This window comes from Shewanella chilikensis (assembly GCF_002836945.1).
GTDB classification, from domain to species: Bacteria; Pseudomonadota; Gammaproteobacteria; order Enterobacterales; family Shewanellaceae; genus Shewanella; species Shewanella chilikensis.
This window is the reverse complement of the sequence record NZ_NIJM01000013.1, coordinates 40,822-64,895: the sequence shown is the minus strand read 5'-3', so window position 1 is coordinate 64,895 and position 24,074 is coordinate 40,822. Positions and strand designations below refer to the sequence as shown.

The window sequence follows — 24,074 nt, the reverse complement described above, 5'->3', positions numbered from 1 at the left end:
GCGCGCCTTTACAACATGAAAAACAGCTAAAAAAACGCCTGCCAGCGGCAGGCGCAAAAGGAGAAAGTCAACCTCAGGCGTGCTCTTTCACCAGAGAATCGGCATAGCCCATGCGGGTCAGTGCGGTGCGTACCAGATCCAGAGTGCCGGGATCCTCTATGGTTGCCGGCGCCTTGAACTCCTGGTTGTCGGCAATTTTACGCATGGTGCCACGCAGTATCTTGCCGGAGCGGGTCTTGGGCAACTTGGGCACAGCGCTCACCAAACGGAACGCCGCCACCGGGCCAATTTCCTGGCGCACCAGGGCCACCAGCTCCTTGTGCAGCTGTTCTTCGCTCAGGGTATTCCCCATCTTGAGCACCACCAACCCCAGCGGCACCTGCCCCTTGAGCTTATCTTCCACACCGATAACCGCCGCTTCAGCCACCGCCGGATGCTGACAAAGTACCTCTTCAAAACGCCCGGTCGATAATCTGTGACCGGCCACATTAATGATGTCATCAATACGACTCATGATGTAGAGATAGCCCTCTTCATCCATATAGCCGGCATCCCCGGTAAGATAGTAACCGGGATACATGGCCAGATAGCTGTCATGGTAACGCTTATCGTTTTGCCACAAGGTAGTCAGGGTTCCGGGCGGCAGAGGCAGCTTAATCACCACATTGCCCGATTGCCCGGGAGCCACCTGCTCCCCCATTTCGTCCAATACTTCCACCTGATAACCGGGCACGGCTCTGGCCGGTGACCCGGCTTTGACCGGAATAGGCGCCACTCCCATCAAGTTGGCGGCAATGGCCCATCCTGTTTCGGTTTGCCACCAGTGATCTATCACTGGCTTGGCCAGCTTCTCTGACGCCCACTTCAAGGTATCCGGGTCACAACGCTCGCCGGCCAGAAACACGTTCTTCAGGCAAGAGAGATCGCTTTGAGCCACATAGCTTGCCTCAGGGTCCTCACGTTTGATGGCACGAATCGCCGTCGGTGCAGTAAAGAAACTCTTGACCTTGTACTTGGCTATGGTGCGCCAAAAAGTGCCGGGATCCGGGGTGCCCACAGGTTTGCCTTCAAACAGCAAGGTGGTGGCACCTACCAGCAGCGGTGCATAGACAATATAGGAGTGACCCACCACCCAACCCACATCAGAGGCGGCCCAGAAGACATCACCAGGTTCTATGTCATAGATGGCCTTCATCGACCAGGCCAGCGCTACGGCATGGCCACCGTTATCACGCACCACCCCCTTTGGCTGGCCTGTGGTGCCTGAGGTATAGAGAATGTACAGGGGATGAGTGGCTTCGACCGCCACACAATCGACAGGAGTCGCCTGACAGATGGCACTCTGCCAGTCATGATCCCGCCCTGGCTGCAACTCGGCCTGATACTGACTGCGGCCGAGAATAAGGCAGTTTTCCACCTTATGCTCAGACTGATCCAGCGCCTTGTCCAGCAGGGGCTTATAAGGCACAACACCTGAGGGTTCAATGCCGCAGGAGGCGGACAATACCAGCCGGGGTTTGGCATCGTTGATCCGGGTTGCCAGTTCATTGGCGGCAAAGCCGCCGAACACCACCGAATGTATTGCCCCTATGCGGGCACAGGCCAGCATGGCAAACAGGGTTTCCGGCACCATAGGCATATAGATAACGACTCTGTCGCCCTTATTGATCCCGACAGATTGCATCCAGCCCGCCAGACGGCTCACCTGCTGCTGTAATTCGTTATAGCTGATGCCGTACTCGGTATCTGTTACCGGACTGACATATTGAATGGCGGTCTGTTCGCCACGCCCTGCGGCCACATGCCGGTCCACCGCGTTATAGCAGGTGTTGAGCATGCCACCGCTAAACCAGCGGTAAAATGGCGCCTCACTCTCATCCAGCACCTGCTCCCAGGGCTGTTGCCAATCTATGGCACGGGCACACTCGCCCCAAAACTGTGTCTTGTCCTCGAGTGACGCCTTATGCAGGGCTAAACCCGGATCTATCATTATCTGTCCTCCCAAAGGACGCCGTTCTGCGACGGCACTGCGTTCCCTTCCTTCCTGGGACAATTAAAGTCCTTTTTGGCCTTGTACCCAATTAGACGTTAGCCTAAAACCCCGCTCGAACTGCGCCTTTTGACTTGCGGGTATTTTGCTGCTCATCCGCTCCGGCGATCACAACCATTGGAATGCAAACATGCATAGTGAAGGGTGCCATGCACCGTTACCCAGATTGGAAGACAAATAAACAGGTTAATGAAGCAAGTGTTTCAATACGGGCAAAGGCTGATGGCAGCGGCGGTGGACACCCACACAGTCGCAAAAACACACAACAAACTTTACCTTTACGTAAACTTCATATATCTTGCCAAACAGGTTCAATTTTATGGTGTTATCGATGAGCGCAAACCACAATCCACAAACCACTTACTCCATCAGTGATCTATCAAAGGAATTTGATATCACCACCCGTAGCATCCGCTTCTATGAAGATCAGGGGCTGCTCAAACCCAGGCGCCGTGGCCAGACCCGTATCTACAGTCTCAAGGACAGAGTCAGACTGAAACTTATTCTGCGCGGCAAGCGTCTGGGCTTTTCCTTGGCGGAAACCCGCCGACTGTTTGAACTCTACGATGCCGACAAGAGCAGCCATGCTCAGCTCAATACCATGTTGGCCCTGATCGAAGAGAAGAAAACTTCACTGCAACAACAGATGGACGATATCAAGGTGGTGTTGATGGAACTCAATTCTGCCGAACTTCAGTGCCGTCAGGCGCTGGATGACATGGAGCAGGAAAAAGCCTGAGCCATTGACCAAACACCATAATAATAAATAAAAAATATTAACTTACAGGACATCAAGCCAATGAACTCTCTCTACTCAAGCCTCAACTTTGGACTCGGTGAAGAAATCGATATGCTGCGGGATGCAGTCAACGGTTTCGCCGCCAATGAAATCGCCCCCATTGCCGCCAAGGTGGATCAGGACAACGCCTTCCCCAACGAGCTTTGGCCTCAGTTCGGCGACATGGGGCTGCTTGGGATAACAGTCCCAGAAGAGTTCGGCGGTGCCAACATGGGGTATCTGGCGCACGTAGTGGCCATGGAAGAGATCTCCCGCGCGTCGGCGTCTATAGGTTTGTCCTACGGCGCCCACTCCAACCTGTGCGTCAACCAGATCAACCGCAACGGCAATCAGGCCCAGAAGGAAAAATACCTGCCCAAGCTGGTCAGCGGCGAGCATATAGGCGCACTGGCGATGAGTGAACCCAACGCAGGTTCGGACGTGGTTTCCATGAAGCTACACGCCCGCAAGGAAGGCGACCGTTACATTCTCAACGGCAATAAAATGTGGATCACCAATGGCCCGGATGCCCACACCTATGTGATTTACGCCAAAACCGACTTGGACAAGGGCCCGCACGGGATTACCGCCTTTATCGTCGAGCGCGGCTTCAAAGGCTTCTCTCAGGCGCAGAAGCTCGACAAGCTGGGAATGCGCGGCTCCAACACCTGTGAACTGGTATTCGAAGACTGCGAAGTCCCGGAAGAAAATATTCTCGGCGGCCTCAACCAGGGGGTGAAGGTACTGATGAGTGGCCTGGATTACGAGCGGGTGGTACTCAGCGGCGGCCCTCTTGGGATAATGACCGCCTGCATGGACATAGTGATGCCCTATATGCACGAGCGGGTGCAGTTCGGCAAATCCATCGGCGAATTCCAACTGGTGCAGGGCAAACTGGCCGACATGTACACAGGCATGAATGCCGCCAAGTCCTATATCTATAACGTCGCCAAGTCCTGCGATCGCGGCGAAACCACACGTAAAGATGCCGCCGGTGCCATTCTCTACAGCGCCGAGCTCGCCACCAAGATGGCACTGGACGCCATTCAGTTGCTGGGCGGCAACGGCTATATCAATGAATACGCCACCGGCCGTCTGCTGCGCGATGCCAAGCTCTATGAAATCGGCGCCGGCACTTCGGAAATCCGCCGCATGCTCATTGGTCGCGAGCTGTTCAACGAAACCAAGTAATGGCGAATGCCGGGGCCGTTCAAGCGGCCCTTCACGCTCCCCCATTCAGTCGAAAAGGATGACAAGCCGTGCCTCAAATCAGCAGTAGAATCAACGCCCGCAGCGATGAATTCAGGGAAAAACAAGCCGCCATGTCCCACCTGGTGGCCGATGTCCAACAAAAGCTCAACAAGATAGTCGAAGGCGGTGGCCCTGTGGCCATGGAGCGCCATCTGTCCCGCGGTAAACTGGCGCCGCGCACCCGGGTAGAGAAACTTCTGGATCCCGGCTCGCCATTTCTGGAACTGAGCCAGTTTGCCGCCTTCGAAGTCTATGACGAAGAAGTGCCCGCCGCAGGCATCATAGCCGGGATCGGCCGGGTCAGCGGAGTCGAGTGCATGATTATCGCCAACGACGCCACGGTCAAAGGCGGCACTTACTACCCGCTAACGGTGAAAAAACACCTGCGGGCTCAGGAAATAGCCGAGCGCTGTCACCTGCCCTGCATCTATCTGGTGGACTCGGGCGGTGCCAACCTGCCGCGCCAGGATGAAGTATTTCCGGACAGGGATCACTTCGGCCGTATCTTCTTCAATCAGGCCCGCATGTCCTCCAAAGGGATCCCGCAAATCGCCGTGGTCATGGGCCTGTGTACCGCAGGTGGCGCCTATGTGCCGGCGATGGCCGATGAATCGATTATTGTCCGTGAACAGGGCACCATCTTTTTGGCCGGCCCGCCGCTGGTGAAAGCTGCCACAGGTGAAGAGGTCAGTGCCGAAGAGCTCGGCGGCGCCGAGGTACACACCAAGATAAGCGGTGTGGCCGATCATCTGGCGCAAAACGACGACCACGCGCTGGAGTTGGCCCGCAATGCCGTCTCCCGCCTCAATCACCAAAAGCAGATTGCCCAGACTCTGAGCCAGGTAAAGCCACCCAAGTACGATATTCATGAGCTCTACGGCATAGTCGGCACCGACTTGAAAAAGCCCTTCGATGTCAAAGAAGTGATTGCCCGCATCGTCGATGACTCGGACTTCGACGAGTTCAAGGCCGGTTACGGTGCCACTCTGGTGTGCGGTTTTGCCCGTATTCATGGCTACCCGGTAGGCATAGTGGCCAACAACGGCATTCTGTTTTCCGAGTCGGCGCAAAAAGGCGCGCACTTCATCGAGCTTTGCTGCCAGCGCAAGATCCCGCTGCTGTTTTTGCAAAACATCACCGGCTTTATGGTCGGCAAGAAATATGAGCATGAAGGCATAGCCAAACACGGCGCCAAGATGGTGACCGCTGTATCCTGCGCCACTGTGCCCAAGTTTACCGTGATCATCGGCGGTTCCTACGGCGCCGGTAACTACGGCATGTGCGGCCGCGCCTTTGAACCCACCATGATGTGGATGTGGCCCAACGCCCGCATCTCAGTCATGGGGGGCGAACAAGCCGCTGGAGTGCTGGCCACAGTGCGTAAAGACGGCCTGGCCCGCAAGGGGCAGACCATGAGCGCCGAGGAAGAAGCCGCCTTCAAGGCTCCGGTGATAGCCCAATACGATAAAGAGGGGCACCCCTACCATGCCAGCGCCCGTTTGTGGGACGACGGCATTATCGACCCGGCCCAGACCCGGGATGTGGTTGGCCTGGCATTGTCGGCGGCGCTGAATGCGCCCATAGAGGACACACGTTTCGGCGTGTTCCGCATGTAATGGAGGCCGGTATGGATTATCAATATCTGACATTAACCACCGACTCCCGCGGCGTTTCATCCCTGGTGATGAATCGCCCGCAGCTGGCCAACGCCTTCGATGAAGTGATGATTGCCGAGCTCATTGATGCGCTGGAGTCCCTGGCCCGGGATCCCGCCTGCCGGGTGCTGCTGCTGAAAGCCAACGGCAAACATTTCAGCGCCGGCGCCGACCTGAACTGGATGCGCAAACAAGCGGCGATGGACTTTGATGACAACCTCAAAGACGCCGCCGAGCTGGCACGGTTGATGGCCACTCTGGATCAATTCCCCAAGCCGTCGTTGGCACTGGTACAGGGCGCAGCCTTTGGTGGGGCGCTGGGGCTGGTGTGTTGCTGCGATATCGCCATTGCGACGCCCAAGGCCAGCTTTTGCCTGTCAGAGGTGAAACTTGGCCTGATCCCGGCGGTTATCAGCCCCTATGTGCGCCGCGCCATGGGCGAGCGTCAGGCGAGACGCTATATGTTGACCGCAGAGCGTTTCGATGCCGAAGTCGCCAAGACTTTACAACTGGTGCATCAGGTAGCAGACGATCTCGAGGCCGCCGCAGCGCCCCTTATCGAGTCGCTGCTGGGCAACAGTCCGCAGGCGCTCAACAGGTGCAAACAGCTGATAAGCGATATCCGCCACGGACTGATAGATGAACAGACGCTGGCGCTCACCGGCGAGGCCATCGCCCGGATCCGGGTGTCTGCTGAAGGCCAGGAAGGGCTGAACGCCTTTTTCGAAAAACGCCCGCCGAACTGGCAAGGTTCAAGTAACAACCCGGCCAACAACTCCAGTTGCAATCCAGGCAATAGCTCAAACCCGCCACAGCGCCGTGACTAAGGAAGGATGTAAGATGTTCAACAAGATTCTGATTGCCAACCGCGGCGAAATTGCCTGTCGCATCATACGTACCGCCAGGTCATTGGGTGTACGCACTGTCGCACTGTTCTCGGATGCCGATCGCCATGCCGCCCATGTGGCCATGGCCGATGAAGCCTTTTATCTGGGGGGCTCGGCGCCGGCCGACTCCTACCTCAGGGGCGATGCCATCATCGATATCGCCAAGACCTGTGGCGCCGAGGCGATCCACCCGGGTTATGGTTTTCTGTCGGAAAACGCCGCTTTTGCCGCTGCCTGTGAACGGGCCAATATCGCCTTTATCGGTCCCAAGGCCGATTCCATAGAAGCCATGGGCAGCAAGAGCGCCGCCAAACTCATCATGGGCCGCGCCGGAGTACCACTGGTGCCCGGCTATCATGGTGATGACCAGAGCGATGAAGTGCTGCTCAGTGAAGCCGAAAAAATCGGTTTCCCGCTGCTGATCAAGGCCGCCTTCGGTGGCGGCGGCAAGGGAATGCGGATTGTCCGCAGCCTGACGGAAGTCAAGTCGGCCATCGACTCGGCCCGCCGTGAAGCCGCCTCCAGTTTTGGCAATGACAAGCTGTTGATGGAGCGTTACCTGGAGCAGCCGCGCCATGTGGAAGTGCAGGTATTTGCCGACACCCAAGGCAATGCCATCTATCTGTCAGACAGGGACTGCTCGATTCAGCGCCGCCACCAGAAAGTGGTGGAAGAAGCGCCGGCCCCCGGCCTCAGCGACGCCCTGCGCCGCCGCATGGGTGAAGCCGCCGTGGCCGCCGCCCGCGCCATCGATTATGTGGGCGCAGGCACGGTCGAGTTTCTGCTGGACACCCATGCCACAGAGGAAGACGGCAGCTTCTTCTTTATGGAGATGAATACCCGTTTGCAGGTAGAGCATCCGGTTACCGAGCTGGTGACCGAGACAGATCTGGTGCACTGGCAGCTGCTGGTCGCCGCCGGAGAGCCTCTGCCCCTGACTCAGGAGCAAGTTGCCATTAAGGGCCATGCCTTTGAAGTGCGAATTTATGCCGAAGATCCGGATAACGACTTCCTGCCTGCCAGCGGCAAGCTCAACTTCCTGCGCGAGCCCAAGCCATCGCGCCATGTGCGTATCGACTCGGGTGTCCGTGAAGGCGATGAAATCTCCAACTTCTACGACCCCATGATAGCCAAGCTGATTGTCTGGGATGAATCACGCCCAAGAGCGCTGCAGCGCCTGCAGAGGGCTCTGGATGACTTCCAGCTCACCGGCCTGAAACACAATATCGGTTTCCTGGGTAAAATCGCCGCTCACCCGGCCTTTGCCAGCGCCGACTTCAGCACAGATTTTATTGAGCGCTATCAAGCACAGCTGCTGCCTCAAGCGAAAGACAGCGCCCAGCCCTTGCCGCTGCTGGCCAAAGCCGCCCTGTATGAAATGCTGTGGCGCAAACGCGACTCCCGGGCCAAACAGGCAAAAAGTCAGGACCCTTCCTCGCCCTGGGGCAGCGCCAGTGGCTTTAGACTCAACAGCGCCAAGCGCCACGATATTGCCCTGATGGACGATGAACACCATATTCATCACCTGCAACTGACTGAGCTGGCCAAGGCCGATAGCTGGCAACTGACACTGGATGGCCAAACCCTGGTTATCGAAGGCGAGTTGAGCACAGATGAGGCCGGTGGTGACACGCTTCGCTGTGTGGTCGATGGGCATATCAGCAGCCAGCGAATCAGCCGCCAGGGCATGGACTTTACCCTGCTTGGCCGCTCCGGCGAGCTTAGCGCCTGCCATTTCCGCGCCATTCAGAATGAGCTGGAAGAGGAGCAGGCCAACCATGCCGATCTGCTCAAGGCGCCGATGAACGGCACCATAGTCACCCACCTGGTGGCTGTAGGCGATAACGTTAAGGCCGGCCAAGGGCTGATGGTGATGGAAGCGATGAAGATGGAATACACCATAGCCGCGCCTTTCGATGGCACTGTGAGTGAGTTTTTCTTCCAGCCCGGCGAACTGGTCAGCGATGGCGCCCAGTTGTTGGAGCTCAGCGAACAACTCAAGGAGGCTTAAAAATGCTGCCTCCCAAGGTAAGCCTGTTTGAAGTGGGCCCAAGAGACGGCCTGCAAAATGAAACCTCGGTCAGCACTCAAGCCAAGATAGCCCTGATTGAAGCGCTGGCCGATGCCGGGGTGAAGCGCATCGAAGCCGCCAGCTTTGTGTCGCCCAAGTGGGTGCCGCAAATGGCAGACTCGGGCGAGGTGCTACGCGGCATTTCACGCCGCGCCGGCGTCTGCTACAGCGCCCTGACTCCCAATCTCAAGGGCCTGGAGTTGGCGCTGGATGCCGACGCCGATGAAGTGGCGGTATTTGCCGCCGCCTCCGAAGGCTTCAGCCAGAAGAACATCAACTGCTCCATCGAAGAGTCCATCGCCCGCTTCGAGCCCCTGCTGAGCCGGGCCAAGGAGCAAGGCATTCGGGTTCGCGGCTATGTTTCCTGCGTACTGGGTTGCCCCTATGATGGTGAAATCGCCCCGGCAGAAGTGGCTCGGGTCGCCGACATTCTGCATCAATTGGGCTGCTATGAGATATCCCTCGGCGACACCATAGGCGTAGGTACACCGCTCAAGGCCCGCAAAATGCTGGAAACCGTGGCCGAGCGCGTACCGATAGAGCGCTTGGCGCTACACTTCCATGATACCTACGGTCAGGCGCTGGCCAACATTCTCGCCTGCCTGGAAACCGGCGTCAGTGTAATAGATACCTCGGTCGCCGGACTCGGTGGCTGCCCCTATGCCAAAGGCGCATCCGGTAATCTGGCCAGTGAAGATCTTGTCTACATGCTGCATGGTATGGGTATAGACACAGGCATAGATCTCAACAAACTGGCCCGGGCCGGACGGCAGATAAGCCAGCAGCTTGGCCGGAAAACCGGTTCAAAAGTAGCCAGAGCCCTGGGAGTTTAAGGCCTCCAGGTGGCACAACAGATAAGCAGTATAACGACAGATAATAAACAGCAAGGACATCACTATGGCAGGACTCAATAAACTCGTCGGCAGCTACGACGAAGCGCTCGCAGGTCTCACCAATGATATGACAGTCATGGTGGGCGGTTTTGGCCTTTGCGGCATTCCCGAAGGTCTTATCAATCAAATGGTCAAGCTGGGCGTTAGCGGCCTGACCGCCATCTCCAATAACGCCGGGGTGGACGACTTCGGACTGGGGCTGCTGCTGCGACATAAGCAGATAAGCACAATGATCGCCTCCTATGTGGGTGAAAACGCCACCTTTGAGCGGCAGATGCTCAGCGGCGAGCTCAATGTGATCCTCACTCCGCAAGGCACTCTGGCGGAGAAGATCCGCGCTGGCGGCGCCGGGATCCCCGCCTTCTTTACCGCCACCGGCTACGGCACCCCTGTGGCCGATGGCAAAGAGACCCGCGAAATCAATGGCCGCCACTATGTGCTGGAAGAGGCACTGACCGCCGACTTCGCGCTGATCCGCGCCTGGAAGGCCGATACCATGGGTAACCTGGTATTTCGCAAAACAGCCGCCAACTTCAACCCCATGATGGCCACCGCCGGCAAGATAACTGTGGTGGAAGTGGAAGAGATAGTCGAGCCGGGTGAGCTGGACCCGGATCATATCCACACCCCGGGCATCTATGTGGATCGCGTCATCAAGGGTGCGTTCGAGAAGCGTATCGAACAGCGCACAGTCAAACAGGCATAAGGGCAGGAGAGCAAAATGGCACTTTCAAGAGAACAACTGGCCCAACGCGTCGCCAAGGAACTCAAAGACGGTTACTACGTCAACTTGGGGATAGGTATCCCCACTCTGGTGGCCAACTATATCCCCGAGGGCATGCAGGTGATGCTGCAATCGGAAAACGGCCTCTTGGGGATGGGTGAATTCCCCACCGAAGACACTATAGATCCGGATCTGATCAACGCCGGCAAGCAAACCGTTACCGCCGTCAAGGGCGCGTCTTTCTTCTCCAGCGCCGAGAGCTTCGCCATGATCCGTGGCGGGCATGTGGATCTCACTGTGCTGGGCGCGTTCGAGGTGGATGTCGAAGGCTCTATCGCCTCATGGATGATCCCCGGAAAGCTGGTTAAAGGCATGGGCGGCGCCATGGACTTGGTGGCCGGCGCCGACAATATCATAGTCACCATGATGCACGCCGACAAACACGGCAATTCCAAACTGCTGAGCAAATGCGAGTTGCCGCTCACGGGTTACGGCTGCATCAAGCGAGTACTGACAGACCTGGCCTTTATCGAAATCAAGGATGGCGCCTTCCACCTGCTGGAGCGGGCACCAGGTGTGAGTGTCGAGGAGATAGTTGCCAAAACCGCCGGCAAGCTTATCGTCCCCGAACATGTGCCAGAGATGATCTTGTAAGAAATTAAGTCTCTGAGGCCTATTGTGACTCTCAATAGGCCGACATTGACCGGGCCGATTTTCAGCGGACCATAGTTTTTGAGTCGCCATCGCGACTCAAAAATCCCGCGGATAATATTGGTTGTGGCTGTTTTATCTCAAAACTTGCAAAACGTCGCTTTTAACTGCTCAGCAACTCTCGGGCATTGGCCAGAGTATTGCTGGTAATGGTATCGCCACCAAGCAACCTGGCCAACTCCTGTACCCGCTGCTCTTTATCTAGCGCCACCATAGAGGTTTCGGTACCACTGCCCTTGGCATGTTTAGCAACAAACATATGCTGATGGCCGTTACCTGCCACCTGCGGCAGATGAGTTACACACAATACCTGGGTCGATTCTCCCAAGGTGCGCAACATGCGGCCCACCACGGCCGCCGTTGGCCCGGAAATCCCCACATCCACCTCGTCAAAAATCAGTGTCGGGGTAGCTACCTTACGGGCAGTTATCACCTGAATACCCAAGCCGATACGGGAAAGCTCGCCCCCCGAGGCCACCTTGGCCAGGCTCTGCAGGGGTTGTCCCGGGTTGGTGGTCACCAGAAACTCCACCCTGTCACTGCCATTGACCGACATCTGCTCAGGATTAAACTCCACCGCTATGCTGAACTTGCCCTTGGGCATATTGAGTTCATGGATGGAAGCCGTGACCAACTTGTCCAACTCTTTGGCATAGCGGCTGCGGCTCTGACTGAGTTTTTGCGCCTGGGTCAGATAATTCTGTTTGCTGGCTTCCAATTGCTGCTCTATCTCTTCGAGCTTCTGCTCATCTGAGTCGAGGCTACCCAGTTCGGCCAGCAACTGCTGATGGTGTTGATACAACTCTGAGGGCATCACCTGATGCTTGCGCGCCAATTGCATCGCCTTGGAAAGTCGCGCCTCCAGCATGGCAAAGTGTTCGGGATCCAACTCGAGTTTGTCCAGATAGCGCTGCAGCTCGCTGCTGCTTTCCTGCACCTGGATCAGGGCATCGTTGAGCATACCGCCGACATTGGCCAGCTCAGCATCGACACTCTCCAGCTCGGCACTGATATGCACGGCCCGGTTCAGCAATGACTCTATGTTGGCCTCTTCGCCCTCGCTAAGCAGCATCAGGGCCAACTGACAGGACTCGATCAGCGCCGTGCTGTTGGCCAGACGCTTGTGCTCCTGCTCTATCTCGGCAAATTCATGCTCCCCGAGGGCAAAGTCGTTGAGTTCTTCCACCTGATAACTGAGCAACTGCTTGCGGGCAATTCTCTCCTGCTGCGACAGCACCAGTTGCCGCAGTTCCTGCTCGATTTGGCGATAACGCTGATAGGCACTGCTGACACCATCGAGCAACAGCTTATGATTGGCATAGCTGTCCAGCAGGTAAAGTTGCTGCTCTGTCTTGAGCATGGCGTGATGGGCATGCTGGCCGTGGATCCCCACCAGCAAGGGCCCCAACGCCTTGAGCTGAGTCAGCGGCACAGGGTTACCATTGATATAGGCGCGGGAGCGGCCATCGCTGCCAATGGTGCGCCGGAGAATACATTCATCTTCGAGTTCGAGGTCATTATCTTCCAGCCAACGCTTGGCCAGAGGGACATCCGCCAGAGAGAAACGGGCACTGACTTCCGTCTTGCTGGCACCGGGACGCACACTGGCGGCATCAGCCCGGTTGCCGAGACAAAGCCCCAGGGCATCGATGGCAATGGATTTACCCGCCCCGGTCTCGCCGGTAATGCTGGTCATTCCCGGACGGAAGTCCAGCTCCAGAAAACGCACTATGGCAAAGTTATTGATGCTGAGTTGGCAAAGCATAATGAATTCCCAAAACACTGTATTGATAAACAGTATATACTGATTTTTTATACAGTAAATATCTGTCGATTAATTATTCCCTGTGTTCTTCCCTAAACAGCCCATGCCGCTATCAAAGGCAAACTGATAAAGGTGATCAGCGTGCCCAGTAGTATCCCCTGAGCACTGACCCCGGCCTTGGTGTCATAACGCTGCGCCAGTAAGTATACACTCGCGGCCGTAGGCAGGGCCGCAAGGATAACGCCCATCTGCAGATTGGTGCCGCTGATCCCCATGGCTTTCAATAACAGATAAGCCAGCAGAGGTTGCAGCAGTAGCTTGCAGGCGTTGATACCAAAAAGCTCGGCCAACTGCCAAGGCCCAGGTACACGGGTGGCGCCGCGAACCCGGGTCGCCTTGGCCAACACCATGCCGATGGCAAACAGGGCACAGGGGCTGGAGGTGGCGCCTATCTGGCTTATCATCATCTCTATCCCATCCGGCAGAGCCATACCGGATGCCGAGACGGCAACGCCCAGGGCGCTGCCGATAACAATCGGGTTTTTCGCCAGCGCTTCAACAATAATCAGCAAAGGATGGGCCTTATTTTCTGTATCTCTAGCGAGCTCCAGCGACACCAGGGCGATGGCAAACATCACCACAGACAACAGGCTGGCAATGGCCGCCGCGGCCAGCGCCAACTGGTTTCCCGGGTAGACTATCATCATCATGGGGATGCCAATAAAGGCGGTATTGCCAAAGGTGGCATTCAAAGCGCGAATTGCCCCTACCCCCTGGCCGGCCCTGAAACAGCCGGAAATCAGCAACACCAGAAGGTAGGTCAGCATCATTGCCAAGCTGAAACCGAAGATGAAATGCCACTGGAAGATCTCCTCGAAAGAGGTTCTTGCCAGCACTATCATCATAATGGCCGGAAAAGCTATGTAGTAAACATATTGATTGAGGGCGGCGTCCGTACCATCCGGCAGGATTTTGCTTTTCTGTACCAGTGAACCTGCGAGCATAATGCCAAACACAGAGATCAGCGGAGTAATGATTCCAGTCATACTTCTTCCATTTTGCTGACTTTGACTGTCGTACTCCCGCCGAGGATCTGCGAAAATGGCGGGGAATTCTGTATCTTGCCTGCCCTTATCAGTACAGCTAAGTTAAGTTCGGCAGAGATTGCCGACAAGTTACCACAGCCGTTTTCTGCCAGCCATTGCGCTATGGTCGTAGACATCGGCAGACAAGCGTTTTAAACATATCCTTGGCACATTGAGGAACAGCAATGAGTGACAATCAGGCTCCCGAACTGCAACTGCTCTACTTGTTTGTACATCTGGTCAATGCCGGTAGTTTCTCCCAGGCCGCCAAAGTACTGAATATGCCGGTGGCCACCGTCAGCCGCAAACTAGCCAAGCTGGAATCTGTGCTGGATAAACAACTGCTGATGCGCACCACCCGCAAACTGAGGTTGACCGAAGAGGGACTGGAGTTGTTCCAACGCTATCAGCAACTGATAGCCCAGTTTGATGCCCTGGCCAGCGGCACCTGCGCCGACAAGCCCGAAGGCACCTTGAGAATTGCCGCCCCCATCTCGATTATCTCTATGATATTCATCGAGACACTGAACGAATTTTGCGAGTGCTATCCGGATATCAAACTGCATATCGCCCAAAGCAATGAGGTGGTGGACCTTATCGACAAAGGCATAGATGTTGCCATAGTCGGCGGCACCCAGCCGGACTCCTCCTGGGTCTCCTGCTCTCTCGGGGTCTTGGATTATCGCCTGGTGGCTTCCCCCGGGTATCTTCGAAAGGCGCCGGTATTCAATCATCCGCAGCAGCTCAGCCAGCACAAGGTTATCAAGGTCTGGCCTCTGTTCAACTGGTCGCTGCGCCATCCCGATGGCGACGCCTTCTATTATGACGGCCCGGCCAACCTGACCCTGACGGATCTCCACGGTGCCATCCGCGCAACTTTGAATGACGGCGGTATTCTTTACGGCCCTGAGCTCTTTTGCAAACAGGAGTTGAAAGATGGCCGGCTACAGGTATTGCTGCCGGAGTGGAAAGGAGAAAAACGCCGTATCTCCCTGCTCTATCATCAACGCAGCCAGCAACCACTCAAGGTAAAACTCTTTATCGAGTTCATGCAACAGCGCGCCCCTGCACTGTTTTCCATGGACTGAAACGCAGACGCAAAAAAGCCCGCGATGCGGGCTTTTGTTCGAAGGGGTAAGTCTTACAGACGGATACCAGCCTTCTCCAGGTCTTTGGCAATCACACTTCTTGGCAGTGCAACATAACCGTCTTTCTCAACAACCTGCTGACCCTGCTTGGACAGGACATAGCGGACAAACTCGCGCTGCATGGGTGACAGCTCTTTGTTTGGATGCTTGTTGATGTAGACGTAGAGGTAGCGTGACAGTGGATAAGTACCGCTGGCAGCGTTCTCTGGCGTTGCAGCGATATAGTCGTCGCCCTTCTTCGACAGAGCCACGGCTTTAACACCGGCTGTCTTGTAACCTATGCCTGAGTAACCGATAGCGTTCAGCGACTGAGATACGGACTGAACCACTGAGGCGCTGCCTGGCTGCTCGTTCACATTGGCTTTGAAGTCACCCTTACACAGGGCTTTCTTCTTGAAGTAACCGTAAGTACCGGATACTGAGTTACGGCCATACAGCTGAATGTCCTTGGCAGACCAGCTTCCGTCCAGACCGGCATCACCCCAGCGAGTGATATCGCTGCCACCACACTTATGGGTAGAGGAGAAGATGGCATCAACCTGCTCTATGCTCAGCCCCTTGATTGGGTTGTCCTTGTGAACAAATACTGCCAGAGCATCAATGGCAACACGAATCGCAGTTGGCTTGTAACCAAAGTGCTTTTCAAACGCTTCCTCTTCGTTTGGCTTCATCTTGCGGCTCATAGGGCCGAACTGAGAAGTCCCTTCAGTCAGAGCTGGAGGCGCAGTTGAAGAACCGGCAGCCTGGATCTGGATGTTGACGTTAGGGTACATCTGTTTGAATTCTTCTGCCCACAGAGTCATCATGTTGGCCAGAGTGTCAGAACCGACAGAAGACAAGTTACCGGATACGCCACTTGTTTTCTCGTAGGTTGGCAGTGACTGATCGATAGCAGCCATAGATGCTGCTGAGAATACACCAGCGGCTGTAAGAGTCACCGCACCGACAAGCTGTTTCAATTTCATTATTTGCTCCAGTGTTTACCGAAATTGGTTTCTAAAACGCAGCCAGTATCAATTGCCACAATGACAAGTCTATGACTTTAAAATGACAGTTGCATGACAGCCCAAAATAAATTCGAAACCAATAAGGGATTGAAATTAGCCGGTAGCACAGTTTCAATAGTTTCGACATAAAGGGCCTTCGACTAAAGGTACTGTTTAAGCCGCTCACTTTTTGTGGCGAAGAGTTTGTATAATCAAAATCTGAAGCTTACTGCCGGTGACACAAGCACCAAAGTAATTCCCCTTCGCACCATATAACAAAAAGGAGCCAGCGGCTCCTTAATAACATTCGTCCATTCTAGCGCTTCAAGAATCTTGCTGCTCCAGCAGATGCTGCGGGATCACAAAGCTGAAAGTACTGCCCTTACCCAGCTCACTGGCCACCTTAAGTTCGCTGTGGTGATGACTGAGGGCGTGTTTCACTATCGCCAACCCCAAACCACTGCCACCAGTTTGCCGCGAGCGTGCACTGTCGACCCGATAGAAGCGTTCGGTCAGACGACTGATATGCTGCGGTGCAATCCCTTCACCGCTGTCTTTAACACTGAACATGGCGCCGGTTGCCACCCGTTGCCAGCGCACCTCAATACTGCCGCCCGGCTCTGTGTAACGTATGGCGTTAGACAATAGATTGGAGCAGGCACTGCGCAGCTGCAACTCATTGCCATGGGTATTGAGCCCTGGTTCGGCATAGAAGCTCAGTTGGTAGCGGCCACGGGAGAGCGCTTCGCCCTCCTCTTTTAAGGTGGTCATCAACTGCTGCATATCCACTGTGTGTTCCAGGTTGATATCGGCGGCATCTTCAATCCGCGACAACGCCAACAGCTGCTCTACCATGGATTGCATCCGGCCGGTCTGCTGTTGCATCAACTCCAGCGCCTTGACATTGGGGGAATCAGGTTCGGCCATGCTCTGCATCATCTCAAGGTATCCCTGCAGCACAGTGAGCGGCGTCTTCAGCTCATGGGAGACGTTGGCAACAAACTCTTTACGCATTCCCTCGAGTTGCCTAACCCGGGTGATATCCCGAGCAATCAGCAACAGCTGCCTGTCGCCGTAAGCCATCAAACGCACTTCCAGCAAACGTCTATCCGAAACCGGGGACGGCAGCTCCAGCGGCTCCTTGTAATGGCCCTTTTTCAAATAGGTCGAAAAGTCGGGATGCCGGATAAGGTTATCTATTCGCTGACCATTATCCTGCGGCCAAACAAAGCCGAGCAGCAACTGCGCCAATTTGTTACACCAGAGGATATTGTGCTCTGAATCAAGTACCACAGCCGCATCAGGAAGCGCTTCAGCCCCCTGACGAAACCGTCCCAATAAGCCGGCCAACTGACTCACCCGCTTGCGGTTTTTCCCCTGTAGGCGATAGATGCCATTGAACACCCCTTCCCAGCTGCCGCTGCCCTGAGGCGGCGTTAAGCGGCGATCGCGCCACAACCAGTAATTGAGCCGAATAAGCTGGCGATAATGCCAACCCAATAATAGAAAAGCTCCCAGACACAGTACCAAGAGCAACTGACCAAGCAGCAACCCAAGAAGCAGACAAGCCGCCAGGTACAGCATCAGACGGGAAAACAGCCGATAACCCGAATAGGAATCAAACATAGAAAATGCCCAGGCAAAAGGCCGATGGTTGCACAAGATAACGCAAAACCCGGCCCGTGCCCATTGTTACCCCGCTAGATACGGGTAGAGAAGCGGTAACCTGCGCCGCGAACCGTTTGGATCAGTTTATCGTGCCCGGACAGCTCCACAGCTTTCCTTAAGCGACGAATATGCACATCCACGGTTCTGTCTTCGACATAGACATTGGTGCCCCAAACATTGTCCAGCAGCTGCTCACGGCTGTAGACCCGTTCCGGGTGAGTCATAAAAAAGTGCAGCAAACGAAACTCGGTCGGCCCCATCTCCAGCACGGAATCTCCCACAGTGACCCTGTGGCTGACAGGATCCAGGGTCAGGCCCTGCACATCTATGGTTTCTTCCAGGCGGGTTGGCGCGGCGCGTCTGAGAACCGCCTTGATGCGAGCCACAAGCTCCTTGGGGGAAAACGGCTTGGTAATATAGTCATCGGCGCCCACTTCCAGGCCTTTGACCTTGTCCTCTTCCTCACCGCGGGCGGTGAGCATGATAATGGGGATCTGGCGGGTAAACTCATCTTGCTTCAATCGCTTGGCAAACTGGATACCGCTACCACCCGGAAACATCCAGTCCAGCAGAATAAGATCCGGATAAGGTTCCTTGAGCAGTGCTAGCGCAGAGTCAAAGTCCTCGGCGGCACTGGTGGTGTACCCGTGTTGTTCCATAACAAAAGTCAGCATCTCACGGATAGCCAACTCATCTTCTACTATTAAAATCCTTGCAGTCATAACGGTTTCTGTCAGTGAATTTCCACGTGGCCATTATTGGACAGTTTTATTACAAAATTATGAAAAAGACTCGTTTAAGCTCTATTAACGCTACCATTTTGTCATAATTTTCCGGATTAAACACTTGAAACCCTGATAAAAATATCTTTAAAACCTCTCCATTAGCCGCTATCGGCAACAATCCTAATGCGTGTAAATCCATAACAAAAACATATACCAAACAATATCTTACCTGGAAATAAATCCCACATTTCCCAAAAGATAATAATCAAGTTGAACCAGGCTCGGAACATATGACACAGCTCAAGGCGCTGACACATAATCTGTCAAGGCGCTGACACATAATCTGCCGATGCTTAAAGTGATCGCATGTCCGGTCCAACTTGCCGGTCTGAAATCAAGTCAAATAGTGTGATTACCGGCGATTTTTGGCGATAAACAACCACAGGAGTTCAATGAAGCGCCACCAGGTTAATACCTGATACCGGCCCGAAAACGAAAAGCAACTCATGGCCTTCGAGTACGAACCTGAGGCTGGCGACGCCATGCTAACGAGTTTTGTTTGCCAAGACGCTGGATGAGGCTGGGAAGCAACGAAGCTGAATGACAAAAAATCCGATGACATATGAGCATCGGATTTTTATCTTTTGCATGAACCCCTTCAAGTCGCCAGATACATCTGTTCGGGATTAGATTCTTTGGGCGCTATTGCAAACTTATCTAGGCCTTGAACAAAGCCTCTACCGACAATCCCTGAGAAGAGAGTATGTCGCGCAGGCGTTTCAATGCCTCCACCTGAATTTGCCGCACTCTTTCACGGGTCAGGCCAATTTCCGAGCCCACATCTTCCAGAGTGGAAGGCTCATATCCCAGTAGGCCAAAGCGTCTGGCAAGCACTTCTCTTTGCTTGGTATTAAGCTCATTGAGCCACTTAACCACTGAGTTGGAAATGTCTTCTTCCTGCACCTGGGCATCCGGCGTCATCTCATCATCGTCTGCCAACACATCGAGCAGAGCCTTGTCGTTGTCACCGCCTATCGGGGTGTCGACCGAGGTGATCCTCTCATTCAGCTTCAGCATCTTGCTGACATCACTGCTCGGCAGTTCCAGCTTTTCGGCTATCTCTTCGGCTGTGGGTTCGTGATCCAGCTTATGGGCCAACTCCCGGGCTGTACGCAGATACACATTGAGCTCTTTCACCACATGAATAGGCAGACGTATGGTGCGGGTCTGATTCATTATGGCTCGCTCTATGGTCTGGCGGATCCACCAGGTGGCATAAGTGGAGAAACGGAAGCCGCGCTCGGGGTCAAACTTCTCTACGGCACGGATCAGACCAAGATTGCCTTCTTCAATCAGATCCAAGAGTGCCAAGCCACGGTTGTTGTAACGGCGGGCTATTTTGACCACGAGGCGTAAATTACTTTCGATCATGCGGTTGCGTGATTTTTCACAACCTTTGAGGGCCTTGCGCGAGAAAAAAACTTCTTCTTCTGCACTCAGCAAAGGGGAAAATCCGATTTCACTCAGATAAAGTTGGGTCGCGTCTAAGTTTTTTTGCAGGTCATCCTGAACCATTTCGGCCAGAGCTTCTTCCTTCTTCGACGCCACTTCCGTGTCGTTTACGGATAAATCTACAAGCTCTTCCACGGGTGCGCTAGCATTTTTGCGGCTCATAATATTCTCTCCCAAACCTTAACAAACTAATTTACATCGTTTTTTATCCTCCATATGCCAATTTTGGCTCCCAAACAATCAGCGTTTGGGTAAATAATTGAGTGGATTGACAGACTGGCCATGGTAGCGGATCTCAAAGTGCAGCATGACCTGGTTGGTGCCTGTGCTTCCCATCTTCGCAACCGTCTGCCCGGCAGACACATGCTGCTTTTCCTTGACCAAGATCTTATCGGCGTGGGCGTAAGCGCTGAGATAGTCATCACTATGTTTGATAATGACGAGGTTTCCATAACCCCGCAAAGCATTACCCGCATAGACCACCCGACCATCGGCAGTGGCTTTAATAATATCGCCTCGGTTACCGGCTATCTTGATTCCTTTATTTCCCTGCTCTTTGGCAGAGAAAGCGCCAATCACCCGGCCATTGACCGGCCATATCCAGCGACTGACTTTGTCCGGCAGAGTCGAACTCGGCTTGTGGACAACATGGTTAACATTCTGTTTACCATTGGATACAGGGTAAGCAGACTTTGGTTTGGGATCAAGTGTTTTTTTCGGCTTATTTTGCTTAGCTTGAGCAACGGCCTGTTTCTGCTTAACCGTTTGTTTTTTATATACCTTATCTTTTGGTTTTTGAGATTGAGGTTTGGAGTTTTTACTCGAGTTCAGCCGTGATGAGTGTTTAACATTTTTTTTACTTTCAAGAATGAGTACCTGTCCAGGGTAGATGGTATAAGACTTATCTAGCTGATTTAACTTGGCTATTTGCGCATAGTCTTTACCGGCTCCCCAGGCAATGGAATAAAGGGTATCGCCTTTTCTCACCTTGTAAGTATCAGATTGGATTGAGCCTCTTTCTATTGCCGGCCGTTTTACACCATAAATAGATTCGACCGGAGCCGGCCTGTGAGCCTGAAAACTACATCCAGAAACCAGAGTGACCAACAGCACTGAGCCAAGACGCCAAAACAATGACGTCTTTCGTTGCAATAACTGGCTGAAATGCAATGGATTCAAGAATACTCCTGCACGCTGTAATAAGTATCAGGCTAAGCCGCCACTGATTAAAGGCACAAATTTCACCGCCTCGATCACCTGAGAAATAAACTGTCCCTTTTCCCGACGGATCTTCAACAACTGCTGACTCTCATCACCGACAGGGATCACCAATACTCCCCCCTCAGCCAACTGTTCCAGCAAGGCGGCAGGGATATCAGAGGCCGCCGCAGTCACCATGATGGCATCGAAGGGTGCCCTGTTGGGCCAGCCTTGCCAACCATCACCGTATTTGAAATGGACATTATGTAGATCCAGGCGTTTGAGACGTTGACGAGCTTGGATTTGCAGGCTTTTGATCCGCTCAACGGTGAAAAGTTCAGGCACCAACTGCGCCAATACCGCCGCCTGATACCCTGAGCCGGTACCAATTTCCAACACCTTGGCAGGATTATGCTCCAACAATAACTCAGTCATTCTCGCCACAATATAAGGCTGGGATATGGTCTGGCCTGAGCCTATAGGGAGAGCAGTGTTTTCATAAGCCTTATGCGCCAATGCGCCATCAAGAAACAACTCTCTGGGGGTTTTGGCCACCACCTGCAACAGACCCGGATGACGGATCCCTGCTTCCTGCAGTTTTTTGGTTAAATTCAATGCCGATGTGGAGGCTACCCGGGTCATAGTTTTTCTATCCAGTGTTGCAATTGAGACAGCTGCCGATAGGCGGTTAAATCTACAGTTAATGGGGTGATGGACACATATCCCTGAGACACAGCATAAAAGTCGGTATCTTCACCCACATCCAGTTCAATCCCGGGTGGCCCCAACCAAAATACCTCACGGCCGTGAGGATCTCTGGCTCTGACCATACCCTCAGCCTTATGACGGGCGCCGAGCCGAGTAACCCGTATCCCCTTGATTTCATCGAGAGGCAGATCCGGCACATTGATATTGAGGATCTGATCAGAGGCAATAGGATGCTTCTTAAGCCCCATGATGATCTTCACCGCATAGGCCGCCGCAGTGTCATAATGCGTAAACTCACGTCCCACAAGGGATACGGCCACAGCCGGTAACCCCAGAAAACGCCCTTCCATCGCTGCTGCCACTGTGCCTGAATAGAGGGTATCGTCTCCCATATTGGCACCGGCATTGATCCCCGAGACCACCATGTCGGGTTCGCCTTCATAGAGTTCGCGAATCGCCAGATGAACACAATCGGTTGGTGTACCGTTTACCGAGATGTAGCCATTGTCTAACTTATTAATCCTTAAGGGGTTCGTCAAGGTTAAAGAGTTACTGGCTCCAGAGCAGTTGCGATCCGGTGCCACAGTGAGCACTTCGGCAACGGCTGACAAGGCTTCCGATAGGGCGCGGATCCCTGGTGCCGTTACCCCATCATCGTTGCTGACCAAGATTTTCATGCGGGATTTCCTTCCTGAGCCGCCTGGCGCTCACGCCACAAACGTTCGGTCACATCATCATAATCGAGCAGTTCCCGCAGTACTGAAGTTGCAAAGCTGCCGGCTGGAAGGCTGAACTCCAGCTCCAAAGTGTCCGGCTCGATAAACTGGTACTTCATCCCTTCGGGACGCAGCAACAGTGGTCGCCTTTCCTGCTCGAGCCCAGCTTTTTCCAGGCCTTCACAATCGGCGCGGTATTCGGCCAGCACCTGAGTCTCAAAGGCTAACGCATCGGCACTGCTAAGTGGCTGGCCCCTACCCCACATGGGCGCCGACAGCAAAATATCTTTCTCTGCCAGCCTTTGTTGCAATACCTCATCCCAGCGCTCGGCAACAAAGAAACTGCGGCTGCCGGCCAGCATGACACAGTCACCATCCAGACACTCAAGCCCATGGGTCGCCAGGCGCTGAGAGACCAGTTGATTAAACAATAATGAGCGCAGCGCCGACAGGTAGATAGAGCGCTTGTTTCTGTCTTTCACCTTGCGCCCCTGCAGCATCTGCCGCGCCATTTCTATGTTACGGCCGTTGTGACCAAAGCGCTGTTCACCGAAATAGTTGGGTACGCCGCTCCCGGCAATCGACTCCAGCCGCTGCAATACATCTTCCGGCTGGGTTATCTGGCGCAGAACCAGCTTGAAACGGTTCCCGGAAAGCGCGCCAATGCGCAGCTTCTTGTTATGACGCGCCGCACTCAATACCGTGATCGACTCACTGTTGAGGCTCAACCAATCCGGTGTTTCCTTACCCGGAATTCGTACGCCGAACCACTGCTCTGTGATGGCATTCTTGTCCTTCTGACCGGCAAAGGTCACCTCTTTGGGATGCACCTTGGCCAATTTGGCCAGCATCTCAGCCACCTGAACCGTATTCAGGCCATCTTTACGAATATGCAGCAGATGGTGCTCACCCTCGCCCGAGGGTAGAAAAGGCAGTATTTCCTGCACCTGAAAATCGCTGTTGCTGGTGCGCATATCGCCTTTGGAGAGAGGCTTGCCATAGAGAAAGTGTAATGAATTCATCTTATTTGAAATCTTTTCCTGTAAATGAGTCGGTATTACATACCGAACATCAGCACCACGGCTTCTACCGCAATGCCTTCACCGCGGCCGGTAAAGCCGAGTTTTTCTGTCGTGGTCGCCTTGACGTTGATGGAATCGAGATCTGTGTGCAGATCTTCAGCCAACATCTGCCGAATGGCTTCAATATGCGGCGCCATCTTGGGCGCCTGGGCAATAATGGTCACATCCAGGTTGCCGAGACGAAAGCCTTTGTCCAGTGCCAGGCGATAACAATGACGCAGCAGCACCCGGCTGTCGGCTCCCTTGAATTCGGCATCTGAATCGGGGAAGTGTTTACCTATGTCACCAAGTGCCATGGCGCCGAGTATCGCATCTGAAATCGCGTGCAATACCACATCACCATCCGAGTGCGCCAACAAGCCTGTGTGGTGCGGCACTTCCACCCCTCCCAGGATCAAGGGCGGCTCACCACCAAATTTATGTACATCAAAACCGTGTCCAATACGTATATTCATTGCT

General features: G+C 54.3%; 21 protein-coding genes. 9 read left to right on the top strand and 12 right to left on the bottom strand.

Annotated elements, in window-relative coordinates; all coding sequences use genetic code 11:
• Nucleotides 1–73 precede the first annotated feature (73 nt).
• A complete protein-coding gene (locus CX651_RS07005; protein WP_101055050.1) occupies nucleotides 74–1,990 on the bottom strand; it encodes a propionyl-CoA synthetase in 1,917 nt (638 codons plus the stop codon).
• A gap of 391 nt (nucleotides 1,991–2,381) precedes the next feature.
• Between CX651_RS07005 and CX651_RS07000 the strand changes: the two genes are divergently transcribed.
• The 8 genes from CX651_RS07000 (at nucleotide 2,382) to CX651_RS06965 (ending at nucleotide 10,963) form a co-directional block, all read left to right on the top strand.
• On the top strand, nucleotides 2,382–2,789 hold the full coding sequence (locus CX651_RS07000) for a MerR family transcriptional regulator (RefSeq protein WP_025009395.1): 408 nt from the start codon (nucleotides 2,382–2,384) through the stop codon (nucleotides 2,787–2,789).
• Between the two features lie 60 nt (nucleotides 2,790–2,849).
• On the top strand, nucleotides 2,850–4,019 hold the full coding sequence (locus CX651_RS06995; protein ID WP_025889846.1) for an isovaleryl-CoA dehydrogenase: 1,170 nt from the start codon (nucleotides 2,850–2,852) through the stop codon (nucleotides 4,017–4,019).
• Nucleotides 4,020–4,087: 68 nt separating this feature from the next.
• Entirely contained in the window at nucleotides 4,088–5,695 is a 1,608-nt protein-coding gene (locus CX651_RS06990) for a carboxyl transferase domain-containing protein (RefSeq protein ID WP_025009397.1), read from the top strand.
• Nucleotides 5,696–5,706: 11 nt separating this feature from the next.
• Nucleotides 5,707–6,561, top strand: coding sequence for an enoyl-CoA hydratase-related protein (locus tag CX651_RS06985; protein WP_226564259.1), 855 nt, complete (start codon nucleotides 5,707–5,709; stop codon nucleotides 6,559–6,561).
• Nucleotides 6,562–6,574: 13 nt separating this feature from the next.
• Nucleotides 6,575–8,632 (top strand): acetyl/propionyl/methylcrotonyl-CoA carboxylase subunit alpha, encoded by a 2,058-nt coding sequence (locus tag CX651_RS06980; protein WP_101055046.1) that lies wholly within the window; start codon nucleotides 6,575–6,577, stop codon nucleotides 8,630–8,632.
• A 2-nt stretch (nucleotides 8,633–8,634) separates the two neighbouring features.
• Nucleotides 8,635–9,525, top strand: coding sequence for a hydroxymethylglutaryl-CoA lyase (locus tag CX651_RS06975; RefSeq protein ID WP_101055044.1), 891 nt, complete (start codon nucleotides 8,635–8,637; stop codon nucleotides 9,523–9,525).
• Nucleotides 9,526–9,589: 64 nt separating this feature from the next.
• A complete protein-coding gene (locus CX651_RS06970; RefSeq protein WP_101055042.1) occupies nucleotides 9,590–10,291 on the top strand; it encodes a CoA transferase subunit A in 702 nt (233 codons plus the stop codon).
• A gap of 15 nt (nucleotides 10,292–10,306) precedes the next feature.
• A complete protein-coding gene (locus CX651_RS06965) occupies nucleotides 10,307–10,963 on the top strand; it encodes a CoA transferase subunit B (protein WP_101055040.1) in 657 nt (218 codons plus the stop codon).
• A gap of 160 nt (nucleotides 10,964–11,123) precedes the next feature.
• On the opposite strand, the gene recN is transcribed toward CX651_RS06965, so the two are convergent.
• Both recN and CX651_RS06955 read right to left on the bottom strand, forming a co-directional pair.
• Nucleotides 11,124–12,785 carry a DNA repair protein RecN gene (gene recN, locus CX651_RS06960; RefSeq protein ID WP_101055038.1) on the bottom strand — a complete coding sequence of 554 codons (1,662 nt, stop codon included), beginning with the start codon at nucleotides 12,783–12,785 and terminating at the stop codon, nucleotides 11,124–11,126.
• A gap of 92 nt (nucleotides 12,786–12,877) precedes the next feature.
• Nucleotides 12,878–13,831, bottom strand: a complete 954-nt coding sequence (locus CX651_RS06955; protein WP_101055036.1) for an AEC family transporter — start codon at nucleotides 13,829–13,831, stop codon at nucleotides 12,878–12,880.
• Between the two features lie 224 nt (nucleotides 13,832–14,055).
• Here CX651_RS06955 and CX651_RS06945 point away from each other — a divergent pair, with 224 nt between their 5' ends.
• Complete coding sequence (locus CX651_RS06945) at nucleotides 14,056–14,958, top strand: LysR family transcriptional regulator (RefSeq protein WP_039033736.1); 903 nt, start codon at nucleotides 14,056–14,058, stop codon at nucleotides 14,956–14,958.
• Between the two features lie 53 nt (nucleotides 14,959–15,011).
• Here CX651_RS06945 and CX651_RS06940 read toward each other — a convergent pair whose 3' ends face one another.
• The 9 genes from CX651_RS06940 to ispF all read right to left on the bottom strand — a co-directional run bounded on the left by CX651_RS06940 (nucleotide 15,012) and on the right by ispF (nucleotide 24,070).
• A complete protein-coding gene (locus CX651_RS06940; RefSeq protein WP_101055032.1) occupies nucleotides 15,012–15,983 on the bottom strand; it encodes a PstS family phosphate ABC transporter substrate-binding protein in 972 nt (323 codons plus the stop codon).
• A 345-nt stretch (nucleotides 15,984–16,328) separates the two neighbouring features.
• On the bottom strand, nucleotides 16,329–17,630 hold the full coding sequence (gene phoR / locus CX651_RS06935; RefSeq protein WP_101055030.1) for a phosphate regulon sensor histidine kinase PhoR: 1,302 nt from the start codon (nucleotides 17,628–17,630) through the stop codon (nucleotides 16,329–16,331).
• A 74-nt stretch (nucleotides 17,631–17,704) separates the two neighbouring features.
• Entirely contained in the window at nucleotides 17,705–18,394 is a 690-nt protein-coding gene (gene phoB, locus CX651_RS06930; protein WP_025011640.1) for a phosphate regulon transcriptional regulator PhoB, read from the bottom strand.
• Between the two features lie 720 nt (nucleotides 18,395–19,114).
• Nucleotides 19,115–20,071: an RNA polymerase sigma factor RpoS gene (gene rpoS / locus CX651_RS06925; protein WP_025889143.1), complete on the bottom strand. Its 957-nt coding sequence runs from the start codon at nucleotides 20,069–20,071 to the stop codon at nucleotides 19,115–19,117.
• Between the two features lie 78 nt (nucleotides 20,072–20,149).
• Entirely contained in the window at nucleotides 20,150–21,043 is an 894-nt protein-coding gene (locus CX651_RS06920) for a peptidoglycan DD-metalloendopeptidase family protein (RefSeq protein ID WP_101055096.1), read from the bottom strand.
• Between the two features lie 72 nt (nucleotides 21,044–21,115).
• On the bottom strand, nucleotides 21,116–21,751 hold the full coding sequence (locus CX651_RS06915) for a protein-L-isoaspartate(D-aspartate) O-methyltransferase (protein ID WP_101055028.1): 636 nt from the start codon (nucleotides 21,749–21,751) through the stop codon (nucleotides 21,116–21,118).
• Nucleotides 21,748–22,494, bottom strand: coding sequence for a 5'/3'-nucleotidase SurE (gene surE / locus CX651_RS06910; RefSeq protein WP_039033732.1), 747 nt, complete (start codon nucleotides 22,492–22,494; stop codon nucleotides 21,748–21,750). The genes CX651_RS06915 and surE overlap by 4 nt, the downstream gene beginning before the upstream one ends.
• Nucleotides 22,491–23,555, bottom strand: coding sequence for a tRNA pseudouridine(13) synthase TruD (gene truD, locus CX651_RS06905; protein WP_101055026.1), 1,065 nt, complete (start codon nucleotides 23,553–23,555; stop codon nucleotides 22,491–22,493). The genes surE and truD overlap by 4 nt, the downstream gene beginning before the upstream one ends.
• 35 nt (nucleotides 23,556–23,590) lie before the next feature.
• On the bottom strand, nucleotides 23,591–24,070 hold the full coding sequence (gene ispF / locus CX651_RS06900) for a 2-C-methyl-D-erythritol 2,4-cyclodiphosphate synthase (protein WP_101055024.1): 480 nt from the start codon (nucleotides 24,068–24,070) through the stop codon (nucleotides 23,591–23,593).
• Between the last annotated feature and the right edge of the window lie 4 nt (nucleotides 24,071–24,074).